The organism is Microbacterium sp. GbtcB4 (genome assembly GCF_019091465.1).
GTDB classification, from domain to species: Bacteria; Actinomycetota; Actinomycetes; order Actinomycetales; family Microbacteriaceae; genus Microbacterium; species Microbacterium paraoxydans.
Genome location: NZ_JAGXJJ010000013.1, coordinates 1 through 25,116, shown reverse-complemented (window position 1 = coordinate 25,116; position 25,116 = coordinate 1). Strand labels below are relative to the sequence as shown.

Here is a 25,116-nt window from a genome sequence, read left to right as displayed (position 1 = left end):
AGCCGAAGAGCCAGTACACCTCATCCCAGGCTGCGCGCACATCCGGCGTGACCGCCTCGCCGAGGACATCGTCGACAGCAGCCAGGAGGTAGCGGCCGACGATCGTGTACTGCCGGGCCGACACCCCCAGCGAGTCGTGGCGGTGGGCGATACGCCGCATCACCGGGGAGAAGTCCGGCGCGTCGGGATCGATGAGGTGCACGGCGAACGCCACGACGGACGCCGCCAGCGCCTTGGGTTGATCGCCCTGGACCTGATGCGCGCGGTTGAAGACGTTCAACAGCTCAGGATGCGCCTCGAACATCCGCCGGTAGAACAGGGTGGTGATCTCGTCGGCGTGGTCGGCGACGACGCCGGCGGTGGCGCGGACGATGACTTCGGAGTCCGTGGAGAGCTGCATGGCTGCCTTTCGGTCGGTGTCCGTTCAGCCTCTCGACGACGGGCGCACCACGTCGCCGCGGATACCGTGGAAAACAGGACTCCGACCCGCTTCACCTCGCGTAGCCGTAGGACTCGACGCGCGGGAACGCGAGCCCATCGCCGGCGCCCGTCCACACGCCGGTGAAGCGCAGCACGACATCGTCTCCGGCGTCGAGCGGCCCGTCCCACGCGACTGTGTTCTCCGCCGCGGAAGGGCGGCCGAAGGTCGCTTCCAGCGTCGACGCCGCCCAGGTCGAGTCGTCGAGGAGGCCGTCCAGGCGGAACGTGAGCGCGCTCTTCGTGGAGTCCACCTCGCCGTTGTTGAGGAACTGCATGGTGTACGTCACGGTGTCCCCCACCTGGGGGTCGGTCGGACTCATGTTGAAGGTGTACTGGAAGAAGAGACAGGCGGATCCGACGCGCTGCGCGAGCACGCCCGTGCTCAGCGGCTTCGAGGCGGCCGGGTCCGCAGGTGTCGCCTCCGCGTGAGCGGCGGGAGCGAGCGCCGCTCCACCGAGCGAAAGAGCGGCTGCGACGCCGAGGGCGGCAGAGGCACGGGCAATGAGCGTCTTGTTCATGAGAGATGCCTTTCTCCGACGCGCTGCGGCGTCGGCGTGGTCGTCGAGGGAGAGTCCTCGACGACCACTAGACGCCGAACGGCACGATCGATCACGCGACGACGAAGAAGTCGTCGCGTGATCGATCTGCCTGGCCTCTCCTAGTCCTCAGTCACCGGTGCGCGAACCCGCCATCCGATGGCGGACGCCGAGCGCTGTCAGTCCCGCAAGCAGCAGCAGCGCTCCCAGGGCGAGCGGGCCGGCGGGCCCCTCGGATCCGGTCAGGGCGAGCTCACCACCCGGAGGGGGCGGAGGAGTGACGGCGGTTCCATTGGTAAGGACCACCCCGACCGTCGCGTCTTCGGAGATCGTGAGCGTCGCGCCGCCGTCGCCGACGTCGACTCCTGCGCCGGTGAAGCGCGGGCTCTTCCACGTGACGCCCTCCACGGCGTTCGGCGCCTTCTCGTGAAGCGTGACAACCGTACCCACCGGCAGATCCGCGAGCCCCTCGCTCTCGCCGGCACGGATCGCGAGTTCACCGGCGACGCGCTGCCCCGCGAGCTCGTACGAGTACTCCACGGTGAAGGTCTGGTGTTCGGGAACGAGCGAGGCTCCGGCACCCGTGACCCTCTTGGTCACCGTGAAGCCCCCGACCGGCGGCGGCGTGACCGTCGTCGGGTTGGTGAGCGTCACCGCGACCGTCGTGCCCCGTGCGATGGTGACGGTAGCGCCGCCATCGATGATCGCCACATCGGCGCCGGAGAAGACCGGCGCCTGCCAGGTCATGCCGTCGACGTCCGCGGGCGTGATCTCCGACAGGGTGACGACCGTTCCCGCCGGCAGATCGTCCAGGCCATCGGTCTGCCCGGACCGCAAGGCGAGCTCGCCCTCCACCGTCTGTCCTGCGCGCTGATACGAGTAGGCCACCCGGAACTCGCGGTCGTCGGGCACCAGAGCCGCGCCGGAACCACTGACCTCCTTGGTCACGGTGAACCCGCCGACCGGGAGCACCCCTTCGCCATCTCCCCCGCCCTGGGAGTAGATGACCGGTGTGCTCTCGGTGACCCAGCGGGAGCCGGTCACGGTGTTGTGGAACGCATCACCGGGACGGACGTCAGTGGGCAGTGCCGTCCTGTAGCGGAGCACGTAGATCGCGTCGGCGATGATCGGCGCGTTCACGGTCACCGTGAACGACTCGGAGCTGACCTCGGTGACGGTGAAATCGCTGCCCGACTGCAGCGCCGTGGACACGGTGTACTTGCCTCCTGCCCAGTCCTTCGCGAGCACGTACGCCACGGTGACGGACGCGGGATCGAGCACGAGGCCGGCCGTGAACGTGTCGGTGAGCGTCGGAGTCTCCCCGGCCAGCGCGGAGGAAGGGATGTTCACACCCCAGGCGATGTTCCGACCGTCGAGCGTCACGTCGCCCCACTTGGTCGGGGTCGTCGGCGCCGGGAACTCCGGGACCGGCCCGATCCCGCCGGGAACGTCGACCGGGACGACGGTTCCGCCGCCCGTCGTGAACGGGATCTCGGTCAGCGCGGTCTCCTCGTCTGCCCTGGCACGGAAGTGAAGGGTGCCGCTGACGTCGGTGTGGCTGTCCACGTAGTCCGTGAGCGTGCACACGAGCTCACCGGTCGACACCTCGCAGTTTCCGACGGTCTGGCCGTCCGGCGCCGTCAGGGCGAAGGAATCGCGCACCCCGGTCAGGCTCGGGCTCGTCGGAAAGGCGAGGCGGAACGTGTCCCCCGCCGTCGCCGTGTCCGGCACTGCCCAGGTCGCTTCGAACGCGATCCGGTCCCAGACCTTGATCTGGTCGGTGGGTTCGGTGATGGTCAGCGAGGTGATCCCCGCGACCTCCGCAGCGCGGGCCGTAGCCGGCGTCGCGATGACGGCCGCCAGGGCCGCCAGACAGATCGCGAGCAGACCACCCACGAACGTCGTCAGGCGCGTTCCCCGCGCGCCCGATCTGATTCCATGCTGAATGACTGGCACTTTCGACTCCCCAGATGATCGATGAACTCGCGCGGATGGCTTCTTCCGCGCGAGTGATGTCCCCAGGAAGGGATGCAGAACGGCGCGTTCTGTTACGCGGTTCGGCCGCACGGGTTTCTCGCGGCACGTGCAATATGCCGTGATCCTGCGGAAAACGGCGTCATGAAACGGTCACCTCGTCATCTCTCCTGTGACGGATCGCTTCCCCTTCCGACGCGTCCGTCCGTCTGTAGAGGCATTCGCCGTCTACCTGGTGCCGGGGGCATCGTTGTCTCTCCCCGCTCCCGGCACCTCCTTTCGCAGCGCATCGATGCTCCACCGGTAGCGCTTCAGCCCCGCGAGCAGGATCGCGGCGGCCGTGAAGACGAAGACCGGGTATCGGAACGGCGCAAGCGGCCCGAGGAAGACGAGCATCGTCACGCCGAACGTCACCGTGAGTAGCGCGGCGACTCCCGCCGCGAGCCGGGTCCACAGCCCGACTGCCAGCAGCAGAGCGAGGACGGTCTCCAGAGCCGTCGCCAGCACGGCCGCCGTGTCCACCACCAGGTCGACGGGGACAGGGACGAGCTGGGCCGTGTACGCACGGAAAATCGTCCACGATCCCCACGACACGCCGTCTTCCCCCGGGCCACCGAGGACCCCGAAGCGATCGGCGACCGCGAGGGCGAAACTCGCCGCGATCGCGAGACGCAACGCGAGCTGCCCCCCGTCCTCGATCCGACGTCGCGTCTCCGCGTTCGGCACACTCGTGGTCGACATGGCTCCTGCTCCGATCCGGAGGCTGACGGGTGTCGAGACCTCCAGAGGAGAGACGGGAGAATGTGGCGACGATTACGGCAGGGCGCGCATCACGCGGCGGCTGGTCGCACCTGCCCCTCAATCCCGGAAGGCTGGAATACCACGACCGGGAGCATCGTCGCTGAGTCCACCCACGGTCTACGCTCATGCGAGTTTCACCTGCCCGCCGGGTGGTGAGCGACGTAAGGGGGAAACACCATGGGGTTCGACGCGCGCGAACGACTCCTCGCCGCAGGTCTCGGCCTGGTTCTCGCGACAGGCACACTCCTCGCCCCGATCGGCGCGACCGCCGTCGTGCTGCCACCGGCGAAGGACCTCCCGCTGCTCGTCACATACGTCGCCCGGGTCTGCGATCAGTACACCGACGTCATGGCGAACAAGGCCCGGAACAACCTCATGGAGTCGCTGCGTGATCTCGGCGCGGACACGACCTACCCGGCGAACGGCATCATCACGGTCGCCGATGAGGAGGCAGGATCCCCGAACTGTTCCCCCCTGACGGACTGGCGTCTCACCATGGGCCGCTCCCACCAGGGGAAGTCCGCTGCGACTCTGAACCTCTCGACGGTGACGCAACCGTTCGCCTCCACTATCGTCACGAAACCGAGCGTGCCGGAACTCGACGCGCAGGGAGCGGACACCGGGCGCATCATCGAGGGGGCCGTGACCGTCGAGCTCGACTCCACACAGGCGCAGATCGTTCGATCCGGGCAGACGCTTTGGGTACAGGGCGGCACGCCCTCGGAGCCTCTGAACGGTCGACAGGAAACGCACGGATATGCGGCGCTGCGGTGTGCACAGGACGCCGTCAACGGAGACAACGTCGAGTTCCTGTCCTTCCCGAAGAACCAGACCCACGTCTTCTGCTTCTACTACGCGGTCTCTCCCCCACCGGAGTCCGGGACGATCGTCGTCCGGAAGCAACTCGCTCCCAGCTCGCTCGGGCAGGGCACGTTCCGGTTCGACGGCAACCTGTCGTATGCGGACACGAACCGAGACGGCGTCAACGACTTCACCCTTTCCCCGTCCGCCTCCTCACCCGCGTCGCAGACGTTCATCCGGGGCGCGGTCGGAACGGGCGAACCGGCATGGGAAGTCACCGAGGCGCCCACGGATGGATGGCAGCCTACGGGCCCTCCCGTGTGCTCCAGCGCCGGAGGGACACCGGTGACGATCACGGAGATGACCGCGCAGATCCGCCTTCTCGCCGGCGACACGGTCACGTGCACATTCACGAACGAGCGGGTCCGCACCGGTCCGGGAACCCTGTCCAAGCTCACCGTGGGCGCCGGGGGCACCTTCCCGTTCGCGATCGACGTTCCCGCCCCAGGAGCCGACCGACAGACGACCGTCACCACCGCCGGTGACGGCGACCAGGCTCTCGTTGCCGAATCGCTCGGTTCGACGCCCGGCACATACACCGTCACGGAGACGCTCCCCGCGCCGACCGGAGCAGGGTCGTGGGAAGCGCAGGGCGCGCAGTGCAACGGTACGGAGGTTCCCCTCACCGCCGACGGGCAGCAGCGGACGGGGACCATCGAGATCGGCGAAGGCGAGACCTTCGACTGTGTCGTCACCAACCGGTACACCCCGGGCGGGTCGATCACGATCCGTAAGGCGACCACCCCCGTGGCGGGCAGCGCAGGGTTCGTGGTCACGCCGAGGGAGGGCGCACGGATCACCCCCGGAACGTCGGCTGCCTACCAGGCGGTGGCCACGACGACGACGGTCGGTGAGTTCGTGGAAGCGGAGTGGGAGGGTCCGGCCGCTGACGCGTTGACCGTCGAGCCCTCGGCGCATTACGGCATCGTCGAGCTCCTCCCTGCGCCGAGCGCCAGAGGATCCTGGAGTCTCGCCTCCGTCGACTGCGGCGCGAATGCGGCCACCGTGGACACGGAGAGTGCCAGCGTCGACGTCATCCTGACTCCGGAGAACCCGGATGCGATCTGCGACTTCACCAACAAGTTCCAACCCGCGGGGCACCTCTTGGTTGTGAAGAACGGCAGCGACGACGTCGCGTTGCGTGCCGGAGACGCGAGATTGGAGGTGCAATGCACCCCCGACACGTCCTACTCCTTCGCTCTCCCCGTCGGAGCCGAAACCGCGGATGCGGGAAGCGCGACCGTGTTGGAAGCCCACGAGTGCAGGGTCATCGAAACCGAGACCGGCGCCGCACCCGATACGACCGTCGCCACCACCGCCTCGATCACCATCGACGGGGGCGCCCCCGTCGCGCTCGAGCCTTTCGACGCCCCATTCCCTGTCCGCCCAGGGGTCGACACGGTGGTGACGATCGACAACCGGTACACGGCTGATCCCGCGCCGTCCCCCACCCCGTCGATCAGCCCCTCCGGCGGTCCCGGGGCAGAGGATCTCGCCCGCACCGGGGTCGACCGTGGGTTCCTCGCCATCATCGTCGCCCTCGGAGCTGCCACGGTCGCCCTCGGCCTGGTCCTGCTCCTTCACCGGCGACGCACATCGACACGTCGATGATTCCCCTGTGCCTGGCGGGTGCTGTACATGAGCAGGGTCAGCACCGCGGCCAGGAGCGTGCCGATTCCGGCGACGGCCAGGGCGCCGGCAGGTCCGACGGCGACGACGAGGGGCGCGGCGAGGGCCGTGCCGGCGACACCGGCGGTCTGGGTGACGCTGCCCATCGCTGCCAGGGCGCGACCGCGGGTGCTTTCGGGAACCGCCGACATGACGATGAGGCGGATCGCGGCGACGTGGATCGTGGGAATGAGCATGTGTTTCGCCTCCTAGATCCGCGGAATTACGCTGATCGAGAGGTTTGAGCGGTAGGGCGGGTCGGACTTGAACCGACGATCGTTGGGTTATGAGCCCACTGCCTTAACCAGCTTGGCCACCGCCCCGTACCGCCCCAGCCTAGCGGGGCGAGGTCTCACGCCTCGCTCGCCTGCGCATGCGTGGCCGCATGCTCCAGGTAGATCGCGGCATTCGCCAGCAGCGAGGCGCGTTCGTCGTCCGAGAGCGATCTGCGCACCTTCGCCGGCACGCCTGCCACCAGGGACCCCGGCGGCACCTCGGTCCCACCCAGCACGACGGCACCGCCGGCGATCAGGCAGCCCTCTCCGATCACGGCGCCGCTGAGGACGACGGCCCCCATCCCGATGAGAGAGCCGTCACCGATCGTGCAGCCGTGCACGACAGCGTTGTGCCCGATCGACACCCGTGACCCGACGAGGACGGGATGCCCGGCGTCGACGTGGACCGACACGTTGTCCTGAACGTTGCTGCCAGCGCCGATGACGATCGGCGAGGAGTCACCGCGAAGCACCGCGTTGTACCAGACGCTGGCGCCGGCTCCGAGGGACACCGCGCCGACGATGCGGGCGCCGTCCGCGACGAAGGCGGTGTCGTCGAGCTCGGGGGTGCGATCCGGGAGGGCGAGGACGGAGGCTCCGGCAGCGATGCTCATGAGGCGAGACTACCCTCACTCCCCCGGAATCACGCGGAAGTGAGTGGAGCCTCAGCTTCCTTGCGGAATGCCTGAGCCTGAGTAACGTTGTACTCGTCAGACAGAGAACTTCATTCGGAGGAGCAAGAAGATGAGCAAGGCCCAGACCGTTTCCACCACCGCCATCGACCCGACTGTGGCCGCCGGTGCGGCGCAGTTCCTCTCCCCCGTCGTCCTCGGCCTCCAGGCGCTGACCGTCAACGGCAAGCAGGCGCACTGGCACGTCCGCGGCGCCAACTTCGTCGGCGTGCACGAGCTGCTCGACACGATCGTCGCCCACGCGGGTGACTTCGCCGACACCGCCGCCGAGCGCATCGTCGCTCTGGGCCTGCCGATCGACGCGCGCGTGAACGCCGTCGCCGAGAAGGCAGGCGCCACCGGCGTTCCCGCCGGCTTCGCACAGTCGGACGAACTGATCCGAGCCGTGATCGCCGACATCGACGCGATCCTCGTCGACGTCAAGGCAGCCGTCGAGGGCCTGGACGAGGTCGACCTCACGAGCCAGGACGTGGCGATCGAGATCCAGCGCGGGCTGGAGAAGGACCGCTGGTTCCTCGTGTCGCACATCGCGGCCTGACACCACGCACACGACGAAGGGCGGCTCCGATCCGGGGCCGCCCTTCGTCGTGTGCGCGCCGCCTCAGGCGACGTGCGTGAGGCGACCGCCGAGCAGCGTCGTGGTGACGGGCATCGTCCGGAGCCCCGCCGCGTCCGCAGTGCGAGGATCACTTCCGAGGATCACGATGTCTGCGCCCTGACCGGGGCGGAGCGACGTGCGGACACTCGCTTCGAGGGCCTGATCCAGCGTCACCCGCTCCTCCGGATGCCAGGCGGCCCGATCGTCGTCGGTCCGCCACACCGCCGCGGAGATCGCGTGCCAGGGGTCGAGCGGCGCGACCGGCGCATCGGAGCCGAAGCGCACCTCCGCACCCGCCGACAGCAGCGAGGCGAGCGGGTAGCCGATCGCGGTCTGCTCCGCCCAGTGGTGCTCGACCAGGTCGCGGTCGTCCACCGCATGCTGGGGTTGGACGCTCGCGCGCACCCCGAGCCGGGCGAATCGGGTGAGGTCGGCGTGCCGCACCAGTTGTGCATGTTCCATCGACCCTGTGGCACCGGAAGCGCCGAAGGCGTCGAGGGCCGCCGTCACAGCGCGATCGCCGATCGCGTGCACGGCGGCCTCGATCCCCGCTCCCGCCGCAGTGGTCAGCAGCGCCGTGAGCTCCTCCGGAGGCACCGTCAGCACCCCGTAGTTCGCGGGGTCGCCGGGGTAGGAGTGTGAGCACGCCGCGGTACGGGTGCCGAGCGAGCCGTCGCTGATGACCTTCAACGACCCGACCCGCACGAGGGATCCGACCAGCCCGGTCGGATCCGACACCGCAAGGCGCTCCCCCGTGCGGAGGCCCGTGGTGATGGCCCGATCGAGATCCGCCGGGTAGAACGCGAACTCGACACGGTGCGCGGCGAAGCCCCCGAGGATCCGTCGCGGCCAGGCATCGGCGTTCCACGCCATGTCGAAGTCGACCAGACCGGTCACACCCCGTGCCGCGGCCGCCGCCCCCGCACGGATGACCGCCTCATCGCTGTGGGCAGGGTCGACGGCATTGAGCCGGCGGGAGATCTCGAACGCGTCCTCCTCGCGGAGCAGACCGTCGTCCGCGCGGAAGCCCTCGCGCGCCAGGGCCGCCGAGTTCAGCCAGACGCTGTGCACGTCCGCATTGATCAGGTAGGTGGGCACGACGCCGGTCTCGGCATCGAGCGCGGCCACGGATGGGCGATCCGGCCACAGCGCGTCCCGGAACCCCGTGCCGATCCGTCGGCCGTCCGGCAGCACGGGCGCATCGCGCATCAACCTCGCGGCCCCGGCGGCTGAGTCCGCTTCCCCCAGAGGGACGCGCTCCGCCGCGAGAGCCCACTGCACGGTGTGCACATGGTTGTCCCAGAGCCCGGGCACCGCCCAGGTACCGTCGGCCTCGATGACCTCGCCGCGCGCCGGCAGGGCCCCGGTCGGCGCGATGTCGACGATGCGTCCGTCGGCGAGGTGGAGGTCGACCGGCTCATCGTCCAGCAGGAACTCCCGCCCCGGACCCACGGGGCGGACGGCACGAACCGTACCGACCTCGACGCCGAGGGCGCTCACGCCCCGCCACCCGTCCGCGCGTCCTGCGCACGACGCATCTCCGCGGCGAGGGCGGCGTTCGCGTACGGCCCTTCGGCATGCAGCGCCGCGATCACCGCCTCGATGGTCTCCGCGGGCTTGTTCTGGCTCAGCTTCCGCTTGGCGACGACCTTCGTCGGGGTGAGACGGAAGCCGACCGTTCCGGATTCGAGTCTCTCGATGAAGGCCGCGTCGTTCGGACGCTCCCACATCAGGCGCGGGTCGGGCAGGCGCGACTCGAACCGCGCGACCAGGGCATCGAGCACACGGAGGTTCTCCGCGGTGCTGAGGATTTCGGGAACGCCCGACAGGTGCACCGCGGTGTAGTTCCAGGTCGGCACCGCGGGGACGTCGCCGTACCAGCCCGGAGAGACGTACCCATGCGGCCCTTGGAAGGCGAGCAGGATCTCCCGCTCCCCCAGGCCGTGGATGGCGTCGTCCGGGCGGCCCACGTGCCCCACGACCGTCAGATCATCGCGGTCGTCGTCGAGGAGGACGGCATAGTGCGAGGCGACCAGACCGTCCTCAGGCGCACTCACCACCGTCGCCCACGGGTTGGCATCGATGAGGCGGCGGATCTCGGCCACATCGGCGAGCGTGAAGCTCGGATTCTGTCGCATGGATCCCAGCCTAGAGCGGCGGGAGCCCCGAAGATCCCGCCCTCAGGCCTGACAGCGCGGGCACCAGTACAGCTTGCGGGCGCCGATCTCCTCCAGCGCGATCTCGGTCCCGCACACCCGGCACGGCAGGCCCGCCCGGTGGTAGACCCAGTGGCGGTCGTCGCGGCTCGCCATCGCGGCGCGGTACTGCTCGGGAGACAGCCCGTCCATGGTCATCATCTGGCCGGTCTCCACGCCGATGGCCAGCAGCCGCACCCAGTCATGCCAGAGCGCCCTGACGACATCCTCCGGGACGTCGCGGCCGGGCGTATGCGGATTCAGCCTCTGCCGGTAGAGCATCTCGGCGCGGTACACGTTGCCGATGCCGCTGACGACCGCCTGGTCCATCAGCAGCAGGGCGATCGGGGTCGGCTTCTTCCGCACGGCGCGGACGAACCGCTCCTCGTTCTCCGCCGGATCGCCGACGAGCGGATCGGGACCGAGCTTGGCGACTGTCGCCAGCATCTCCTCGGGGGTCTGCAACACGCACGCCGTGGGACCGCGCAGGTCGGCCACCGTGATGTCGGTCATCAGTCGCAGGCGCACCTGACCCACCACAGGGGGCGGCCATTCGTCGATCTCGTCGGTCAGCCCCTTGGTCTGCTCGGACATCCGCACGTGGACCCTGGCGCGCCGCGGTGCCCCGATCGAGGCGAGCGAGTTCTCCCCCGCGTCGTCGAGGATCGTCTCGTCGAGAGTGGTGCCGCGCTGATTGGTCTGGCCCATCCGGCCGTTGGCCGACGCGATGGTGGGGTCGACGAGGATCTCCCCCGCGAAGTCCCAGGCACCGTAGAGACCGAGGTGCACGCGCAGCCAGAGGTCATCCTCCGCTTCGAGGAACATCTGCTTGCCCACGGCCTGCACGCTCACGGCCTGACGTCCGTCGAGCACCGCGGCGCCCTCGGCGAAGCGTCCCTGCGGGCTGGAGGCGCTCATCGTCTTGCCGACGAAGTTGCGATCGAACTGCCGCGCGATGCGGTGGACGGAATGTCCCTCGGGCATGTCAGGCTCGGGGGTCCGGGAGGAGCGAGCCGTCGCGCTCGAAGTCGGCGATCTGTCCGATGCGCCGGACGTGCCGCTCGTCGCCGGAGAACGGCGTGGCGATGAACCGGTCGATGAACGCCGTGACCTCGTCGTAGGTGTGCTGACGAGCTCCGATGGAGATGACGTTCGCGTCATTGTGCTCCCGCGCGAGTTCGGCCGTGGAGAGGTTCCAGACGAGCGCTGCGCGGACCCCGGCGACCTTGTTCGCGGCGATCTGCTCGCCGTTGCCCGAGCCGCCGAAGACGACACCGAGCGCCGGCACCCCGGTCGCCTGATCGACGACGACGGCCTGCGCCGCCCGGATGCAGAAGGCCGGGTAGTCGTCGAGCGCGTCGTACTCCACCGGACCGTGGTCGATCACCTCGTGCCCTGCGGCGCGGAGATGCTCCTGCAGCCGCGTCGAGAACTCGAGTCCGGCGTGATCGGTGGCGATGTGGATGCGCATGTTCTCCATCCTAGGATCCGCTCCGTCCGCGACTCAGGGGGCGATGCCGGCCGCCGCGGGCTTGAACCCCGCGCGCACGTTCTCGCAGCACCCGGGACGGCAGACGTCGAAGGCGCCGGGCAGATCGGTGACGTGCGGACGCTCCGCGTTCGGGCGCCCCTGCAGGCGCTCCTCGATGAGGTCGACGATGCCCTCCACGAAAGCCTCGCGGACACCGGGCGTCGGCGTGCGGACGAAGGCGAGGCCCGCCTCCTCCGCGGCCTCGGCGGCCTCGGTGTCGAGATCCCAGAGGACCTCCATGTGGTCGCTCATGAAGCCGACGGGGACCACGATGACCGCCTTGCGACCGCGCGCCGGAAGCTCCGCGATCACGTCGCAGACGTCGGGCTCCAGCCAGGGCTGCGACGCGGGGCCCGAACGGGACTGGTAGACGAGCTCCCAGGGCACGTCGGCGGCTCCCGGGATGGCGGCCCACACCTGCTCCATCGTCCACTCCGACACGGCGAGGTGCTGCGCGGCATAGGCCCCGCCCTCGCCCCAGTCGATGTCGCGGGCGCCGGAGCGCTCGGCGTCGGCGGTCGGGATGCTGTGCGTGGAGAAGAGGACCTGGATCTCGGTCGGCGCGAAGCCCTGGTCGAGGTAGGTCTGCACCGACTCCCGCACGCCCGCCTCGAAGGCCTCGACGAAGCCGGGGTGGTCGTAGAAGGGGCGGATCTTGTCGATGGTGACCGTCTCGCCGAGGCCGGTGTCGGTCAGCACGCGGGCGAAGTCCTCGCGGTACTGGCGGCAGCTGGAGAACGAGCTGTACGCGCTCGTGGCGAAGGCGAGGAGGGTGGTGTGGCCGTTGGCGGACGCCTCGGGCAGCACGTCCTCGAGGTACGGACCCCAGTTGCGGTTGCCCCAGTACACCGGGAGATCGATCCCCCGGGCCACGAGCGCCTTCTCCAGCGCCTCCTTGAGCACGCGGTTCTGGCCGTTGATCGGGCTCACGCCGCCGAAGTGACGGTAGTGGTGCGCGACCTCCTCCAGGCGCTCATCCGGGATGCCCCGACCGCGCGTCACGTTCCGGAGGAAGGGGATCACGTCCTCCTGGCCCTCCGGGCCGCCGAAGCTCGCCAAGAGGATGGCGTCGTAGGCGACGGGCGTGGTCACATAGGGGTCGCCGCCGGCAGCGGCGGGCGAGGCAAAGGGAACGACATTCGGCTCGATCGCGGTCACCCCTCCATCTTCCCACCTCCGCGGACGACGAGCGTCCGCACGACCGTGACTATCCTCGGTTCGTGAGGATCGACGGCGCGCGCGTCGCTCTGGCGTAGGCTGTCATGGTTGCCGTCGGCGCCAACTGCGCCGACCCCCGGTTACATCCCCTCACCCCTGGGAGTACAGCTTTGCCTGGAGAGAACCTCACCCGAATCGAAGCGCAGGAGCGCCGCGACGTCGTCGACACGCACTCCTATGAGGTCGCCCTCGATCTGACCAAGGGCGCCGAGGTCTTCGGCTCCCGGAGCGTCGTGCGCTTCTCCGCGTCCCCCGACAGCTTCACCTTCATCGACCTCATCGCCCGCGACGTGCGCGAGATCTCGCTCAACGGAGAGCAGCTCGACCCGCGCGAGGTCTTCGCCGACTCCCGGATCGCGCTCGCCGGTCTGCAGGAGGAGAACGTCCTCGTCGTCGACGCCGACTGCCTCTACACCAACACCGGCGAGGGCCTGCACCGCTTCGTCGACCCGGTGGACGGCGAGGTGTACCTCTACTCGCAGTTCGAGGTGCCCGACTCCCGTCGCGTGTTCGCCGTCTTCGAGCAGCCCGACCTCAAGGCCACCTTCCAGTTCACGGTGACCGCCCCCGCGGAGTGGAAGGTCGTCTCCAACTCCCCCACCCCCGAGCCCATCGTCCACGACGACGGCGTCTCGGCCACCTGGGGCTTCGAGCCCACGCCCCGGATCTCCTCCTACATCACGGCTCTCGTCGCCGGACCGTACGAGGCGACCTTCTCCGAGCTCACCAGCGCCTCGGGACGGGTGATCCCGCTCGGGGTCTACGGACGCAAGAGCCTCTGGCAGCACCTGGACGCCGACTACATCTTCGACAAGACCCGTGAGGGCTTCGCCTACTTCGAGTCCAAGTTCGGCGTGCCGTACCCGTTCGCCAAGTACGACCAGCTCTTCGTCCCCGAGTTCAACGCCGGCGCGATGGAGAACGCGGGAGCGGTGACGTTCACCGAGACGTACGTCTTCCGCAGCAAGGTCACCGACGCCGTCAAGGAGCGTCGCGTCGTGACGATCCTCCACGAGCTCGCCCACATGTGGTTCGGCGACCTCGTCACCATGAAGTGGTGGAACGACCTCTGGCTCAACGAGTCGTTCGCCGAGTGGGCGTCCACCATCGCGACGGCCGAGGCGACCGAGTGGACCGAGGCCTGGACGACCTTCAACGCGATGGAGAAGACCTGGGCCTACCGCCAGGACCAGCTCCCCTCCACGCACCCGATCGTCGCCGAGATCAACGACCTCGAGGACGTGCAGGTCAACTTCGACGGCATCACCTACGCCAAGGGCGGCTCGGTCCTCAAGCAGCTCGCCGCGTGGGTCGGCATCGAGGCGTTCTTCGCCGGTGTCTCGCAGTACTTCCAGAAGCACTCCTGGGGCAACACCGAGCTCAGCGACCTCCTGACGGAGCTGGAGGCCACGAGCGGCCGCGATCTCGGTACGTGGTCGAAGAAGTGGCTGGAGACGGCCGGGGTCAACACCCTCGAGCCCGTCGTAGCCGAAGACGACAACGGCAAGATCTCGCGCTTCGCCATCACCCAGACGGCTCCGGCCGACTACCCGACCATCCGTCCGCACCGTCTCGGCATCGGCTTCTACTCGCTGCAGGACGGCGCGCTCACGCGCACCCATCACATCGAGGTCGACGTGGACGGCGACCGCACCGAGGTCCCCGAGCTCCAGGGCCTCGACCGTCCCGACCTCATCCTCCTCAACGACGACGACCTCGCGTACGCGAAGATCCGTCTCGACGAGAAGTCGCTCGCGACCGCGATCGCCCACCTCGCCGACATCCACGACCCCCTCGCCCGCTCGCTCGTCTGGGGCGCCGCCTGGGACCAGACCCGCGACGCGGAGACGGCGGCGTCCGACTACATCGACCTCGTTCTCGGCAACATCGGCCGGGAGACCGAGTCCACCACGGTCCGCACCACCCTCGCGCAGCTCCGGACGGCCGCGACGCTCTACGTCGCCCCGGCGGAGCGCGAAGCCGCACGGCTGAAGGTGGCCGACGGTCTCTGGGCGCTCGCCGAGTCGGCGGAGGCCGGCAGCGACAGCCAGCTCCAGTTCGTCACCGCCTTCGCGAACAACCTGGTGACGCCGGAGCACGCCGGCATCGTCGGGCGTCTGCGCTCGGGTGAGGAGACGCTCCCCGGACTCGATGTCGACGCCGACCTGAGCTGGCAGCTCCTCGTCGGCCTCGCGACCATCGGCGCGACCGACGCCGGGGCCATCGACGCCGCGCTCGCCGCCGACAACACCGCCAAGGGTGCGGAGTTCGCCGCGCAGGCGCGCGCCGCGCTTCCGGATGCCGCCGCGAAGCAGGAGGCCTGGGACGCGCTGATCGCACGCGACGACGCCCCGAACACGATCGTCCGCTCGGCAGCCCTCGGCTTCGTCCACCCGGCGGGTGTGGAAGTGCTGGGCGCCTTCGTGCCGCAGTACTTCGACATGCTCCTGCCGGTGTGGGAGTCGCGGACCTACCAGATCGCGCAGTACCTGGTCGTCGGGCTCTTCCCCACCGCTCTCGCCGACGTCGCGCTGCGCGATGCGACGCGAGGCTGGCTCTCCGCGCACCAGGACGCGCCGCCCGCCCTGCGCCGGCTCGTGCTGGAGAACCTTGCGGACGTGGAGCGTGCCCTCGCCGCGCAGTCCCGCGACGCCGAGGACTGACCCTCCACCACCGACACCGACACGGGCCTCTGCCGTCGCTCTTCCAGCCGGCGCAGAGGCCCTCTCGGTACCATCGACACGATGCTGATCTCCGCTGAGACGACCCCCACGCCGACGCCCGCCGAACTCCCCGCGTGGGTGGTGGACATGCTCGCGCTGCTGACCAAGGTCGGCGGCAAGCTCCTGCAGATCGCCCTGATCATCGGCGCCTGCGTCCTCATCGCGCTCGTGCTGCGCCGGGTGATCAGGCGGGTCGTGCACCGCATCGTCGACACCGCCAAGAACAAGGCCGCCGTCGACGACACCCAGGCACTCGAACGCTCCCCGCTGGCCGACATGCGACTGGTCCAGCGCACGCGCACGCTCGGCACCATCCTGCAGAACATCGTCAACGTGATGCTCGTGATCATCGCGATCATCCTCATCGTCAACGCGATCGACAATGCTCTCCTCGGCTCGCTCACCCTTCTCACGGCGGCGGTCGGTGCCGGTCTCGGTTTCGGCGCCCAGAACATCGTCAAAGACGTGCTGAACGGTATCTTCCTCGTCGCCGAAGACCAGATCGGCATCGGCGACGTCGTCGACCTCGGGCTGGCGAGCGGCGTCGTCGAGTACGTCAGCGTGCGCGTGACCCAGGTGCGGGACGTGAACGGGACCCTCTGGTACGTGCGCAACGGAGAGGTCACCCGGATCGGGAACATGTCGCAGGGCTGGGCGCGCGCGATCGTCGATATCGGTGTGGCACCCGATTCCGACCTCGAACAGGTCGAGCACATCCTGCTGGAGACGGCGCAGGGCCTGGCGAAGGACCCGAAGTGGCGCACCCGCATCGTGGAGAAGCCGGAGCTGTGGGGCCTGGAGTCGGTGGACGGCGACGCCCTCGTGGTGCGCGCCGTCATCAAGACCAGAGCGAACGCGCGAGACGACGTGGCGCAGGAGCTCCGACGCCGGCTCCGAGCCGCTCTGCTGGAGAAGGAGATCGACGTGCCGCGTCTCGCGGACGTCGTGCCCACCGGATTGGAGGGTGCGCGCCGCGTGCGGGGCGCCAACCCGCCGAAGACGCGCCCCAACGCCGTCACCGGGGTGCCCGTGATCCCGGATCGCGGCATCTGGCGGCGCAAGAAGAACACCGGCGGCGACGGGAGTGCAGACAAGTGACGTTCTACGACGAGGTCGGCGGGCGCGAGACGTTCGCGAAGATCGTCTCGGTCTTCTATCGCGAGGTCGCCCTCGACCCGGTGCTCAAGCCGATGTACCCGGAGGAGGACCTCGGTCCGGCCGAGGAGCGGCTGCTGCTGTTCCTCGAACAGTACTGGGGCGGCCCGAGCACCTACGGCGAGACCCGTGGGCACCCCCGCCTGCGGATGCGTCACATGCCCTTCCGCGTCGACCCCGACGCCCGCGATCGTTGGCTTCGTCATATGCGCACGGCTCTGGACGAGGCGCAGTTGTCCCCGTTGCACGAAACCACTCTCTGGGACTACCTGGAGCGCGCCGCCTATGCCATGGTGAACACATTCGAGCCGTCCGGCATCGGCACGGCTCCCCAGGGGCGCACGACCCTGGAGACCCGCACCCGTCAGGATTCAACGGAGACCCCATGACGACCACACCCCCGACCGCAGACGTCCTGGTGATCGGTTGGGGGTTGGCAGGTCTCGTGGCCGCCGCGGAAGCCCTCGAGGCCGGACGTCGCGTCGTCATCGTCGATCAGGAGCCGCGGACGAACCTGGGCGGGCAGGCGTGGTGGTCCTTCGGCGGGCTTTTCCTCGTGGACTCTCCGGAACAGCGCCGCCTCGGCATCACCGACTCGCTCGAGCTCGCGACCCAGGACTGGTTCGGCACCGCCGGATTCGACCGCCCCGAGGACGAGTGGCCCCGGCGCTGGGCAGAGGCCTATCTGCAGTTCGCGGCCGGCGAGAAGCGCTCCTGGCTCCGCGCCCGTGGTGTCGGCTTCTTCCCGGTGGTGGGCTGGGCCGAGCGGGGCGGCTACGGCGCCCTCGGTCCGGGGAACTCCGTCCCCCGCTTCCACATCACCTGGGGCACCGGGCCGGGGATCGTCGCCCCGTTCGCGGCCGCCGTCGAGCAGGGAGAGCGCGAGGGACGGCTCACCGTCCTCGCTCGACACCGCGTCGAGGAACTCGTGCTCACCGACGGACGCGTGACCGGTGCGCGCGGGAGCGTGCTGGCGTCGGACGGTGCCGCCCGGGGCGTCCCCTCATCCCGAGACGTGATCGCCGCGTTCGAGATCGACGCGGCGGCGACGATCGTGGCCTCCGGGGGCATCGGCGGAAACCATGACCTCGTCCGAGCGGCCTGGCCCTCGCGCCTCGGCACTCCCCCGGCGCACATGCTCTCCGGCGTGCCTGCCTATGTCGACGGCTCGATGCAGACCGTGAGCGCCGCCGCCGGAGCCCGCCTCATCAACGGCGACCGGATGTGGCACTACGTGGAGGGCATCACGAACTGGGACCCGGTGTGGCCGCAGCACGGCATCCGCATCCTGCCCGGCCCGTCGTCGCTGTGGCTCGACGCGACCGGACACCGGCTCCCCGTTCCGCTCTTCCCCGGCTTCGACACCCTCGGCACGCTCGAGCACCTGCGGCGGACGGGCCACGACCACTCCTGGTTCGTGACCTCGCGGCAGATCGTGGAGAAGGAGTTCGCACTGTCCGGCAGCGAGCAGAACCCGGATCTCACCGGCAAGGACGTGGCCCTGCTCCTCAAGTCCCGCCTTGCGAAAGGGCCGACGGGGCCCGTGCAGTCGTTCCTCGACGAGGGCGAGGACTTCATCGTCGAGAACGACCTGGAGTCGCTGCTGGAGCAGATGGCGGCCCACCCCGGGGGCGAACTCCTGGACATCGAGGCCGTGCGCCGCGAGGTGGTCGCCCGCGACCGGGAGATGGTCAACGACTTCAGCAAGGACCCGCAGATCGGCATGCTGCGCTCGATGCGGGCCTATCGCGGGGACAAGCTCATCCGCACCGCGGCCCCGCATCGGCTCCAGGACCCCTCCGCCGGGCCGCTGATCGCGGTCAAGCTGCACGTGCTCACCAGGAAGTCCCTCGGGGGGATCAACACGGATCTGGACGGTCGCGCCCTGGATGGAAGCGGCGCGCCGATTCCGGGTCTCTTCGCCGCGGGCGAGGCCAGCGGCTTCGGCGGCGGAGGGGCGCACGGCTATCGAGCCCTGGAGGGCACGTTCCTCGGCGGGTGCCTGTTCTCCGGCCGTCAGGCGGGTCGCGCAGCGGCTGCCGTCGGCTGATCCCGAGCTGCCCGCCGGTCCCGCGATCGCGTCAGGCGCGGGTGCCGGTGGCTCGCACGCCGGTCAGCCCGGAGGCCACGGGACCGCGGGCGAGCACGTGGCCGCGGCGGAACGCGAGCCGCGTCCAACGACCGGAACGCGTGACGGGCACGTCCTCTTCGCCGGAGATGAATCCGAGCGCGTCTGCCGCGAAAGCGACGCCGCGCGGCAGGCCGCCGAGGTCGTCGTCCGGCTCGCCCCAGATCGCCGCGCGGAGCGCGCGCACCGCCTCTTCGCCGGATCCCGGTCCCGCGCCGTGCGCGACCGCGGAGATGCCCCACTGCGCGCGCTGCGCGATGACGGAGGCGGTAAGGGTCGACTCCAGTGCCCACCCCTGTCGTGGGGGCGCGACACCGGCCCACGCGGGTGAGAGAGCGGTCTCCGGCAGGGCGAGGCGCTGCGGGTCGTCCGTCGACCTCAGGGCGTCGATCACGAGGTCGCACTCGAGCTCCGGGTCGGCTCGGACGATGCGCATGGCAAGGATCGTCGGCGTCTGATCGAAGAGCCCCTGAGGCGCGAGGACCGCCGTGGTGAGGGCCAGCACGCCCTGATGAGCCTGGAGCCGCACACCCTCGTCGGACACCCGGGCCGCGCGGCCCGTGAACGTGAGGACATCCTTCGCCGTGTCCGGATCGGCGAGCAGGAGCTGAGGGGTCACGCGTTCTAAACTACCAACGAGCGGCGACCCCGGGCCGCGGAGGGAAACACATGAGCGCCGACGAGCACGCCATCCAGACCGTGGAGCGTCTTCTCGACGTCCTCGACCTCGACGCCACCCAGGCGCGGACCACCGAGGACATCTTCACCGGCTCGTCGCACCCGATGCCGAGCGGCCGCATCTACGGCGGACAGGTGCTCGCGCAGACCCTCGTGGCCGCGGAGCGCACGCTGCCGGAGGACCGCGCCGTCCACTCGATGCACGGCTACTTCCTCCGTCCCGGCGATGCGAGCCAAGGGATCACCATCGCCGTCGACCGTATCCACGACGGACGTTCGTTCTCCACCCGCCGCACCCAGGCGTACCAGAACGGCGTGCCGATCTTCTCGATGATCGCCTCGTTCCAGGATGCCGATCCCGGGGTGGAGCACGCCGAGCCCATGCCCGCCGGTGTGCCCGTCCCGGAAGACCTCGCCCCCGATGAGGACCGTGTGCCCGGGCTCGCCGGAGGCGCGCGACGCATGCTGAGCGAGCGTGCCGCGGACATCCGCCACGTCGACTCCCCCCTCTACCTGCCGAACGATGACGAACGGGTCCCCCGGCAGGCGGTGTGGATGCGACTGCGCGCCCCGCTCCCCGACGACCAGCGGCTGCATCGGGCCGCGCTGGCCTACCTCAGCGACATGACGATCCAGGAGTCGATCCTGCGCGCACACGGGGTCTCCTGGTCACTTCCCGGCCTGAAGGTCGCGAGTCTTGACCACGCGATGTGGTGGCATCGCCCGGCGCGCGTGGACGAGTGGCTCCTCTATGTGCAGGAGTCGCCGAACGCCCGCGGCGGTCGCGGACTCGCGACGGGGCGCGTCTACACCCGGGAGGGCACGCTGGTGGCGAGTGTCGCGCAGGAGATCATGATCCGCGTTCCCGAGGATCGCTGACGCATCGCTCAGCGGTGCGCGTACTCGATGGAGGGACCGACGTACGGCTCCCACGCCTCGCGCATCTCCGCCGTCAGGCGTGTCGGCCGTCCGGTACCCGCGTCGACGAGCACGATGATCGCGGTGGATCGCGCGTAGAGCTCACGCGGCTCGGCGGCGGGGTCGTTGTGCACCTCGTAGCAGACCTCGACGCTGGACCCGCCGAGCTTCCCGAACCACATCTGCACCTCGAGCGGGCGCCGCTGGTACGGAACCGGAGCGAGGTACTCGATCTCCTGCCGCGCGATGAGGGTCAGGATCCCCTCCTCGATCCCGGAGTCGAGGACGGCGGTGGACGGCGCATCCTCGCCGGGTCCCGCCCGCCAGAACGCGCGGACGCGCGCCTCCTCGAGCAGCTTGAGCATCGAGGTGTTGTTGACGTGGTTGAACGCATCCAGATCGCCCCAGCGGAGGTGGATCGGGATGTGCAGGCGGAAACCCGGCGAGTCAGTGCTCATAGTCGACTCAGTCGCGGGTGAGCTTGCGGTGCGTCGACCGGTGGGGCTTCGCCGCATCCGGGCCGAGTCGCTCGATCTTGTTCTGCTCGTAGGCCTCGAAGTTGCCCTCGAACCAGTACCACTGGTCGGGCTTCTCGTCCGTGCCCTCGTAGGCGAGGATGTGCGTCGCGATCCGGTCCAGGAACCACCGGTCGTGAGTGATGACCACCGCACAGCCGGGGAATTCGAGCAGCGCGTTCTCCAGGGAGCTCAGCGTCTCGACGTCGAGGTCGTTGGTCGGCTCGTCGAGGAGGAGCAGGTTGCCGCCCTCCTTGAGGGTGAGCGCGAGGTTCAGACGGTTGCGCTCACCACCGGAGAGCACGCCGGCCTTCTTCTGCTGGTCCGGGCCCTTGAAACCGAACTTCGAGACGTAGGCCCGGGACGGGATCTCGGTCTTGCCGACCGTGATGAAGTCCAGACCGTCGGAGACGACCTCCCACAGGGTCTTGTTCGGGTCGATCGACGACCGCGACTGGTCGACGTAGCTGATCTTGACGGTCTCGCCGATCTTCAGATCGCCGCCGTCCAGGGGCTCCAGCCCGACGATGGTCTTGAACAGGGTCGTCTTTCCGACGCCGTTCGGGCCGATGACGCCGACGATGCCGTTCGGCGGAAGGCTGAAGCTCAGGCCGTCGATGAGCGAGCGGCCGTCGAAGCCCTTCTGGAGGTTCTTGGCCTCGATGACCACGTTGCCGAGTCGAGGACCGGCGGGGATCTGGATCTCCTCGAAGTCCAGCTTCCTCGTGCGCTCCGCCTCGGCCGCCATCTCCTCGTACCGGGCCAGACGCGCCTTCGACTTCGTCTGGCGCCCCTTCGCGCTGGAGCGGACCCAGTCCAGCTCGTCCTTCAGGCGCTTGGCGAGCTTGGCGTCCTTCTTGCCCTGGATGTCGAGGCGCTCGGCCTTCTTCTCCAGGTACGTGGAGTAGTTGCCCTCGTAGCCGATGAGCCGTCCGCGGTCGACCTCGGCGATCCACTCGGCCACGTGGTCGAGGAAGTACCGGTCGTGGGTGATGGCGATCACGGCGCCCTTGTACGACTGGAGGTGCTGCTCGAGCCAGAGCACGCTCTCCGCGTCGAGGTGGTTGGTGGGCTCATCGAGGAGCAGCAGGTCGGGCTTCTGCAGCAGCAGCTTGGCCAGCGCCACACGGCGCTTCTCGCCACCGGAGAGCGGAGCGATGGCCGCGTCGCCGGGCGGGGTGCGGAGGGCGTCCATCGCCTGCTCGAGCTGGGAGTCGAGGTCCCAGCCGTCCGCGGCGTCGATCTCCTCCTGCAGCGTCCCCATCTCCGCGAGGAGCGCGTCGAAGTCGGCATCCGGGTCGGCCATCAGCGCGGAGATCTCGTTGAACCGGTCGACCTTCGCCTTGATGGCGATGCCGTCCTGGATGTTCTCGAGGACCGTCTTCGACTCGTCGAGCTCCGGCTCCTGCATGAGGATGCCGACGGAGTACCCCGGCGAGAGCTTGGCCTCACCGTTGGACGGGGTGTCGAGCCCGGCCATGATCTTGAGGATCGTCGACTTTCCGGCGCCGTTGGGGCCGACCATGCCGATCTTCGCGCCCGGCAGGAACGCCATCGTGACGTCGTCCAGGATGAGCTTCTCACCCACCGCCTTGCGGGCACGAACCATGGAGTAGATGTACTCAGCCACCGAAAACCGCTCCTTCTGTTGGCGTCGAAGATCGACACTCCAGCCTACCGGCCGCGAGTGGGCTTATCTGTGTACGCGAGTCACCAGTCGATCGGCCGCGTCGCGCCCACCAGGCACCGCCCGCCGGCGAGCTGGGGCATGACCGTGGTCACGACGGCACCGGTGGAGGGACCGACCTGTCCGATCAGGCACTCCTCCTCGCCCCAGCGGACCGAGAACTGGATGCTCTCCGCAGGGTTCCCGACGGTGGACTGGTCCGGCGTGAGCTGCATAGCCTCCCGATCGAATCCCGCCGCGACGAGCCGGTCGACGTACGCGCGCCCCTCCCCGCGTTGCTCCGTCCCCCAGACCTGCTCCGCCACTGCCGTGAACACGGGGAGGTTGTCCTCGGCGCTCCCGTCCGGCACCAGGGCAGGAGCGGCGGACGGCGTCGGATCAGCGGTGGCTGTCGCCGTGGGAGTCGGCGTCGCCGTGGGCTCCGGCGCGCATCCGGCGAGGACGGCTACCGAGACACCGGCGACGAGCACGAGCGCCGCAGCGCGGGACGGGAGGACCGATCGGAGCACGAGCAGAGTCTAGGCCGCCTCGGTCTCCACAGGCTGATCCCACGCGTCGCGCGCCTCGTCGTCCGCCGTCGTGTGATCGCCGCTTTCCCCCGCCTCCGCGGGCGAGGGCCGAGCGCTCGGCCGATATGCCGTGGTCCCCCACCGGAGATCGTGCCCGATCGTGTCCGCGTCGATGTCGACGCTCGTCCCTTGCTTCCCGTTGCTCTCCCACGGTCGCACCCGGAGCCGTCCGGAGACGATGACGCTGTCCCCCACCCGCAGCGAGGCCCGCGCGTGTTCGGCGAGCTGACGGAAGGCCGCGATCGAGAACCAGTTGGTCCCTGCGTCCATCCACGAGCCGGTCGCAGCGTCGAAGCGCCGGTGCGTGCTCGCGAGCCGGAAGTTCGTGACGGGCACTCCTGCGCTCGTCCGCCCGGGTGTGGGCTCCGTCGCGACTCTCCCGACGACGGTCACGGTGTCGATCATCTGTTCGTCCTCTCGCTGCCGGCTCGGCGGCCGGATGCGCTCCAGCGTGCACCCCGCCGAGCAGGTGGCGGGGACGCGATCCCGTGATCCGTGGACGGGTTCGGGTGGCGGTGCGTTGTGCAGAAGAAGCCAGGTCATCCCCGGATACCGGAGCACGCGCGAATGTCGGTGGTCGGTCGTACGTTCGAACCATGGAAGGAGAGACCATGACCACCGCCACCGCTTCGATCCCCGCTCCCGGAGTCCCGCTTGCAGCCCCGCCGCTCGCGTCCCGTCGAGAGCACCTCGTCCGTGCCGCCGATCACCTGTGGCGCGTCCAGGACAACCGCGACCACGTCCTCGGCCATCTGCGGGTGGTGGCCGACCCTCTGGGCCTCCGTTACCGCGCGGAACGGCTGCACCTGGCGACGGGCGGCTTCCGGCTGATCGGCGAGTTCTGGCGCGCGGATGACGCGGTCGACGCGCTGCGGCACTGCTGACAGCGGTCGTCTCGACCGGATTTCCCTGCGCCCCCGGCAGGATTCGAACCTGCGACCAAGAGATTAGAAGGCTCCTGCTCTATCCCCTGAGCTACGGAGGCGGACCTCTCTACCGTACCGCGCTCCCCCGGTGGATGTCGGGGCCGTCGATAGGATGGCGACATGGTGACTGCTTCGGAGAACGACCGCCTCGTCTGGATCGACTGCGAGATGACGGGTCTCGATCTCGCGGTCGACGAACTCGTCGAGATCGCCGTGGTGGTGACCGACTTCGAGCTCCGTCCGCTCGACCCCGGCTTCCAGGTCGTCATCCGTCCGAGCGCGGACGCGCTCGCGCACATGAACGACTTCGTCACCGCCATGCACGAGACCTCGGGACTCATCGACGAGATCCCGCACGGAGTCACCCTCCAGGAGGCGGAGGAGCAGACGCTGGCCTACATCCGCCGCTTCGTCCCGCTCGAGCGCCGCGCGCCTCTCGCCGGCAACACGATCGGCACCGACCGCATGTTCCTCGCGAAGTACATGCCGCAGGTCGACCAGTGGCTGCACTACCGGAACGTCGACGTCTCCAGCATCAAGGAGCTGTCCCGTCGCTGGTACCCCCGGGTGTTCTTCCAGGCTCCGGCCAAGGACGGCGGCCACCGAGCGCTGGCCGACATCCTGGAGTCCATCCGCGAACTCCGCTACTACCGGGAGGCCGTCTTCGTGGACGAGCCCGGGCCTTCCAGCGACGACGCCAAGGAGATCGCCGCGCGCACGGTGTCGGAGTTCGCCCCGAACATGTAATAGACTCGTGGGGTTGCCTGTTTCGGCGGGCGCATGGTGGGTATAGCTCAGTTGGTAGAGCGCCTGGTTGTGGTCCAGGAGGTCGCGGGTTCAAGCCCCGTTACTCACCCCAGCTCGAAGAGGCTCGGACCGGTTCGGTCCGAGCCTCTTCGTCTCTCCTGCGGCCCTAGGTGCGCGGGTCAGAATCGGGTGGCGTGGCGCGCGGCGTTGACTCTGGCATCGCGCGCTGACGGTCGCGAAC

24 protein-coding genes, 3 tRNA genes and 1 pseudogene are annotated in these 25,116 nt (G+C 69.3%); 10 read left to right on the top strand and 18 right to left on the bottom strand.

What is annotated here, in order from left to right:
- Positions 1-25 precede the first annotated feature (25 nt).
- The 4 genes and pseudogenes from KVS71_RS20470 to KVS71_RS16660 all read right to left on the bottom strand — a co-directional run.
- A pseudogene (locus KVS71_RS20470) lies at positions 26-403 on the bottom strand (globin domain-containing protein); the annotation flags it as partial.
- A gap of 88 nt (positions 404-491) precedes the next feature.
- Entirely contained in the window at positions 492-998 is a 507-nt protein-coding gene (locus KVS71_RS16670; RefSeq protein ID WP_217585066.1) for a hypothetical protein, read from the bottom strand.
- Between the two features lie 147 nt (positions 999-1,145).
- Positions 1,146-2,912, bottom strand: coding sequence for a DUF5979 domain-containing protein (locus KVS71_RS16665; protein WP_217585065.1), 1,767 nt, complete (start codon positions 2,910-2,912; stop codon positions 1,146-1,148).
- Between the two features lie 306 nt (positions 2,913-3,218).
- Positions 3,219-3,731, bottom strand: a complete 513-nt coding sequence (locus KVS71_RS16660; protein ID WP_217585064.1) for a DoxX family membrane protein — start codon at positions 3,729-3,731, stop codon at positions 3,219-3,221.
- 237 nt (positions 3,732-3,968) lie between these two features.
- Between KVS71_RS16660 and KVS71_RS16655 the strand changes: the two genes are divergently transcribed.
- Positions 3,969-6,263, top strand: coding sequence for a hypothetical protein (locus KVS71_RS16655; RefSeq protein ID WP_217585063.1), 2,295 nt, complete (start codon positions 3,969-3,971; stop codon positions 6,261-6,263).
- Here KVS71_RS16655 and KVS71_RS16650 read toward each other — a convergent pair.
- The 3 genes from KVS71_RS16650 to KVS71_RS16640 form a co-directional block, all read right to left on the bottom strand.
- The gene (locus KVS71_RS16650; protein ID WP_217585062.1) at positions 6,233-6,517 is read right to left on the bottom strand and encodes a hypothetical protein; all 285 of its coding nucleotides are present in this window, start codon (positions 6,515-6,517) and stop codon (positions 6,233-6,235) included. The genes KVS71_RS16655 and KVS71_RS16650 overlap by 31 nt on opposite strands.
- A gap of 52 nt (positions 6,518-6,569) precedes the next feature.
- Positions 6,570-6,643: transfer RNA gene (locus tag KVS71_RS16645), tRNA-Ile, on the bottom strand.
- Positions 6,644-6,672: 29 nt separating this feature from the next.
- Positions 6,673-7,209, bottom strand: a complete 537-nt coding sequence (locus tag KVS71_RS16640) for a gamma carbonic anhydrase family protein (RefSeq protein WP_217585061.1) — start codon at positions 7,207-7,209, stop codon at positions 6,673-6,675.
- A gap of 130 nt (positions 7,210-7,339) precedes the next feature.
- Between KVS71_RS16640 and KVS71_RS16635 the strand changes: the two genes are divergently transcribed.
- A complete protein-coding gene (locus KVS71_RS16635; protein WP_025103404.1) occupies positions 7,340-7,825 on the top strand; it encodes a Dps family protein in 486 nt (161 codons plus the stop codon).
- A 63-nt stretch (positions 7,826-7,888) separates the two neighbouring features.
- Here the strand turns inward: KVS71_RS16635 and KVS71_RS16630 are convergent, their stop codons facing one another.
- From KVS71_RS16630 to KVS71_RS16610, 5 genes are read right to left on the bottom strand one after another with little or no spacing between them, the layout of a single operon-like run.
- Positions 7,889-9,385 (bottom strand): amidohydrolase family protein, encoded by a 1,497-nt coding sequence (locus tag KVS71_RS16630; RefSeq protein ID WP_217585060.1) that lies wholly within the window; start codon positions 9,383-9,385, stop codon positions 7,889-7,891.
- Positions 9,382-10,023 carry an FMN-binding negative transcriptional regulator gene (locus tag KVS71_RS16625; RefSeq protein WP_060922001.1) on the bottom strand — a complete coding sequence of 214 codons (642 nt, stop codon included), beginning with the start codon at positions 10,021-10,023 and terminating at the stop codon, positions 9,382-9,384. Before KVS71_RS16625 ends, KVS71_RS16630 begins: the two co-directional genes overlap by 4 nt.
- Before the next feature lie 42 nt (positions 10,024-10,065).
- Positions 10,066-11,064: an Fpg/Nei family DNA glycosylase gene (locus KVS71_RS16620; protein WP_217585059.1), complete on the bottom strand. Its 999-nt coding sequence runs from the start codon at positions 11,062-11,064 to the stop codon at positions 10,066-10,068.
- A gap of 1 nt (position 11,065) precedes the next feature.
- Entirely contained in the window at positions 11,066-11,551 is a 486-nt protein-coding gene (locus tag KVS71_RS16615) for a ribose-5-phosphate isomerase (RefSeq protein WP_060922011.1), read from the bottom strand.
- Positions 11,552-11,584: 33 nt separating this feature from the next.
- On the bottom strand, positions 11,585-12,769 hold the full coding sequence (locus tag KVS71_RS16610) for a ferrochelatase (RefSeq protein ID WP_217585058.1): 1,185 nt from the start codon (positions 12,767-12,769) through the stop codon (positions 11,585-11,587).
- 170 nt (positions 12,770-12,939) lie between these two features.
- Between KVS71_RS16610 and pepN the strand changes: the two genes are divergently transcribed.
- The 4 genes from pepN (at position 12,940) to KVS71_RS16590 (ending at position 18,757) form a co-directional block, all read left to right on the top strand.
- Positions 12,940-15,492 carry an aminopeptidase N gene (pepN, locus tag KVS71_RS16605; protein WP_217585057.1) on the top strand — a complete coding sequence of 851 codons (2,553 nt, stop codon included), beginning with the start codon at positions 12,940-12,942 and terminating at the stop codon, positions 15,490-15,492.
- Positions 15,493-15,573: 81 nt separating this feature from the next.
- Positions 15,574-16,650, top strand: a complete 1,077-nt coding sequence (locus KVS71_RS16600; RefSeq protein ID WP_062634639.1) for a mechanosensitive ion channel family protein — start codon at positions 15,574-15,576, stop codon at positions 16,648-16,650.
- Positions 16,647-17,096, top strand: coding sequence for a globin (locus KVS71_RS16595; protein WP_105949800.1), 450 nt, complete (start codon positions 16,647-16,649; stop codon positions 17,094-17,096). The genes KVS71_RS16600 and KVS71_RS16595 overlap by 4 nt, the downstream gene beginning before the upstream one ends.
- Positions 17,093-18,757: an FAD-binding dehydrogenase gene (locus KVS71_RS16590; protein WP_144881057.1), complete on the top strand. Its 1,665-nt coding sequence runs from the start codon at positions 17,093-17,095 to the stop codon at positions 18,755-18,757. The genes KVS71_RS16595 and KVS71_RS16590 overlap by 4 nt, the downstream gene beginning before the upstream one ends.
- 31 nt (positions 18,758-18,788) lie before the next feature.
- Here the strand turns inward: KVS71_RS16590 and KVS71_RS16585 are convergent, their stop codons facing one another.
- The gene (locus KVS71_RS16585) at positions 18,789-19,454 is read right to left on the bottom strand and encodes a hypothetical protein (RefSeq protein ID WP_083370857.1); all 666 of its coding nucleotides are present in this window, start codon (positions 19,452-19,454) and stop codon (positions 18,789-18,791) included.
- Positions 19,455-19,504: 50 nt separating this feature from the next.
- On the opposite strand from KVS71_RS16585, the gene KVS71_RS16580 reads away from it, so the two are divergent.
- The gene (locus KVS71_RS16580; protein ID WP_060922777.1) at positions 19,505-20,392 is read left to right on the top strand and encodes an acyl-CoA thioesterase II; all 888 of its coding nucleotides are present in this window, start codon (positions 19,505-19,507) and stop codon (positions 20,390-20,392) included.
- Between the two features lie 8 nt (positions 20,393-20,400).
- Here the strand turns inward: KVS71_RS16580 and KVS71_RS16575 are convergent, their stop codons facing one another.
- The 4 genes from KVS71_RS16575 to KVS71_RS16560 form a co-directional block, all read right to left on the bottom strand.
- Positions 20,401-20,889 carry a thioesterase family protein gene (locus KVS71_RS16575; protein ID WP_144881056.1) on the bottom strand — a complete coding sequence of 163 codons (489 nt, stop codon included), beginning with the start codon at positions 20,887-20,889 and terminating at the stop codon, positions 20,401-20,403.
- Between the two features lie 7 nt (positions 20,890-20,896).
- Positions 20,897-22,576: an energy-dependent translational throttle protein EttA gene (gene ettA / locus KVS71_RS16570; protein ID WP_060922775.1), complete on the bottom strand. Its 1,680-nt coding sequence runs from the start codon at positions 22,574-22,576 to the stop codon at positions 20,897-20,899.
- Positions 22,577-22,656: 80 nt separating this feature from the next.
- Positions 22,657-23,142 carry a hypothetical protein gene (locus KVS71_RS16565; RefSeq protein ID WP_260981395.1) on the bottom strand — a complete coding sequence of 162 codons (486 nt, stop codon included), beginning with the start codon at positions 23,140-23,142 and terminating at the stop codon, positions 22,657-22,659.
- Positions 23,143-23,151: 9 nt separating this feature from the next.
- Entirely contained in the window at positions 23,152-23,607 is a 456-nt protein-coding gene (locus KVS71_RS16560; RefSeq protein ID WP_105949795.1) for a single-stranded DNA-binding protein, read from the bottom strand.
- 206 nt (positions 23,608-23,813) lie between these two features.
- Here KVS71_RS16560 and KVS71_RS16555 point away from each other — a divergent pair, with 206 nt between their 5' ends.
- On the top strand, positions 23,814-24,086 hold the full coding sequence (locus tag KVS71_RS16555; RefSeq protein WP_060922774.1) for a hypothetical protein: 273 nt from the start codon (positions 23,814-23,816) through the stop codon (positions 24,084-24,086).
- A 28-nt stretch (positions 24,087-24,114) separates the two neighbouring features.
- On the opposite strand, the gene KVS71_RS16550 is transcribed toward KVS71_RS16555, so the two are convergent.
- Positions 24,115-24,187, bottom strand: a tRNA-Arg gene (locus KVS71_RS16550).
- A gap of 61 nt (positions 24,188-24,248) precedes the next feature.
- Between KVS71_RS16550 and orn the strand changes: the two genes are divergently transcribed.
- The gene (gene orn / locus KVS71_RS16545; protein WP_217585056.1) at positions 24,249-24,875 is read left to right on the top strand and encodes an oligoribonuclease; all 627 of its coding nucleotides are present in this window, start codon (positions 24,249-24,251) and stop codon (positions 24,873-24,875) included.
- Between the two features lie 36 nt (positions 24,876-24,911).
- Positions 24,912-24,987, top strand: a tRNA-His gene (locus KVS71_RS16540).
- Positions 24,988-25,116 lie beyond the last annotated feature (129 nt).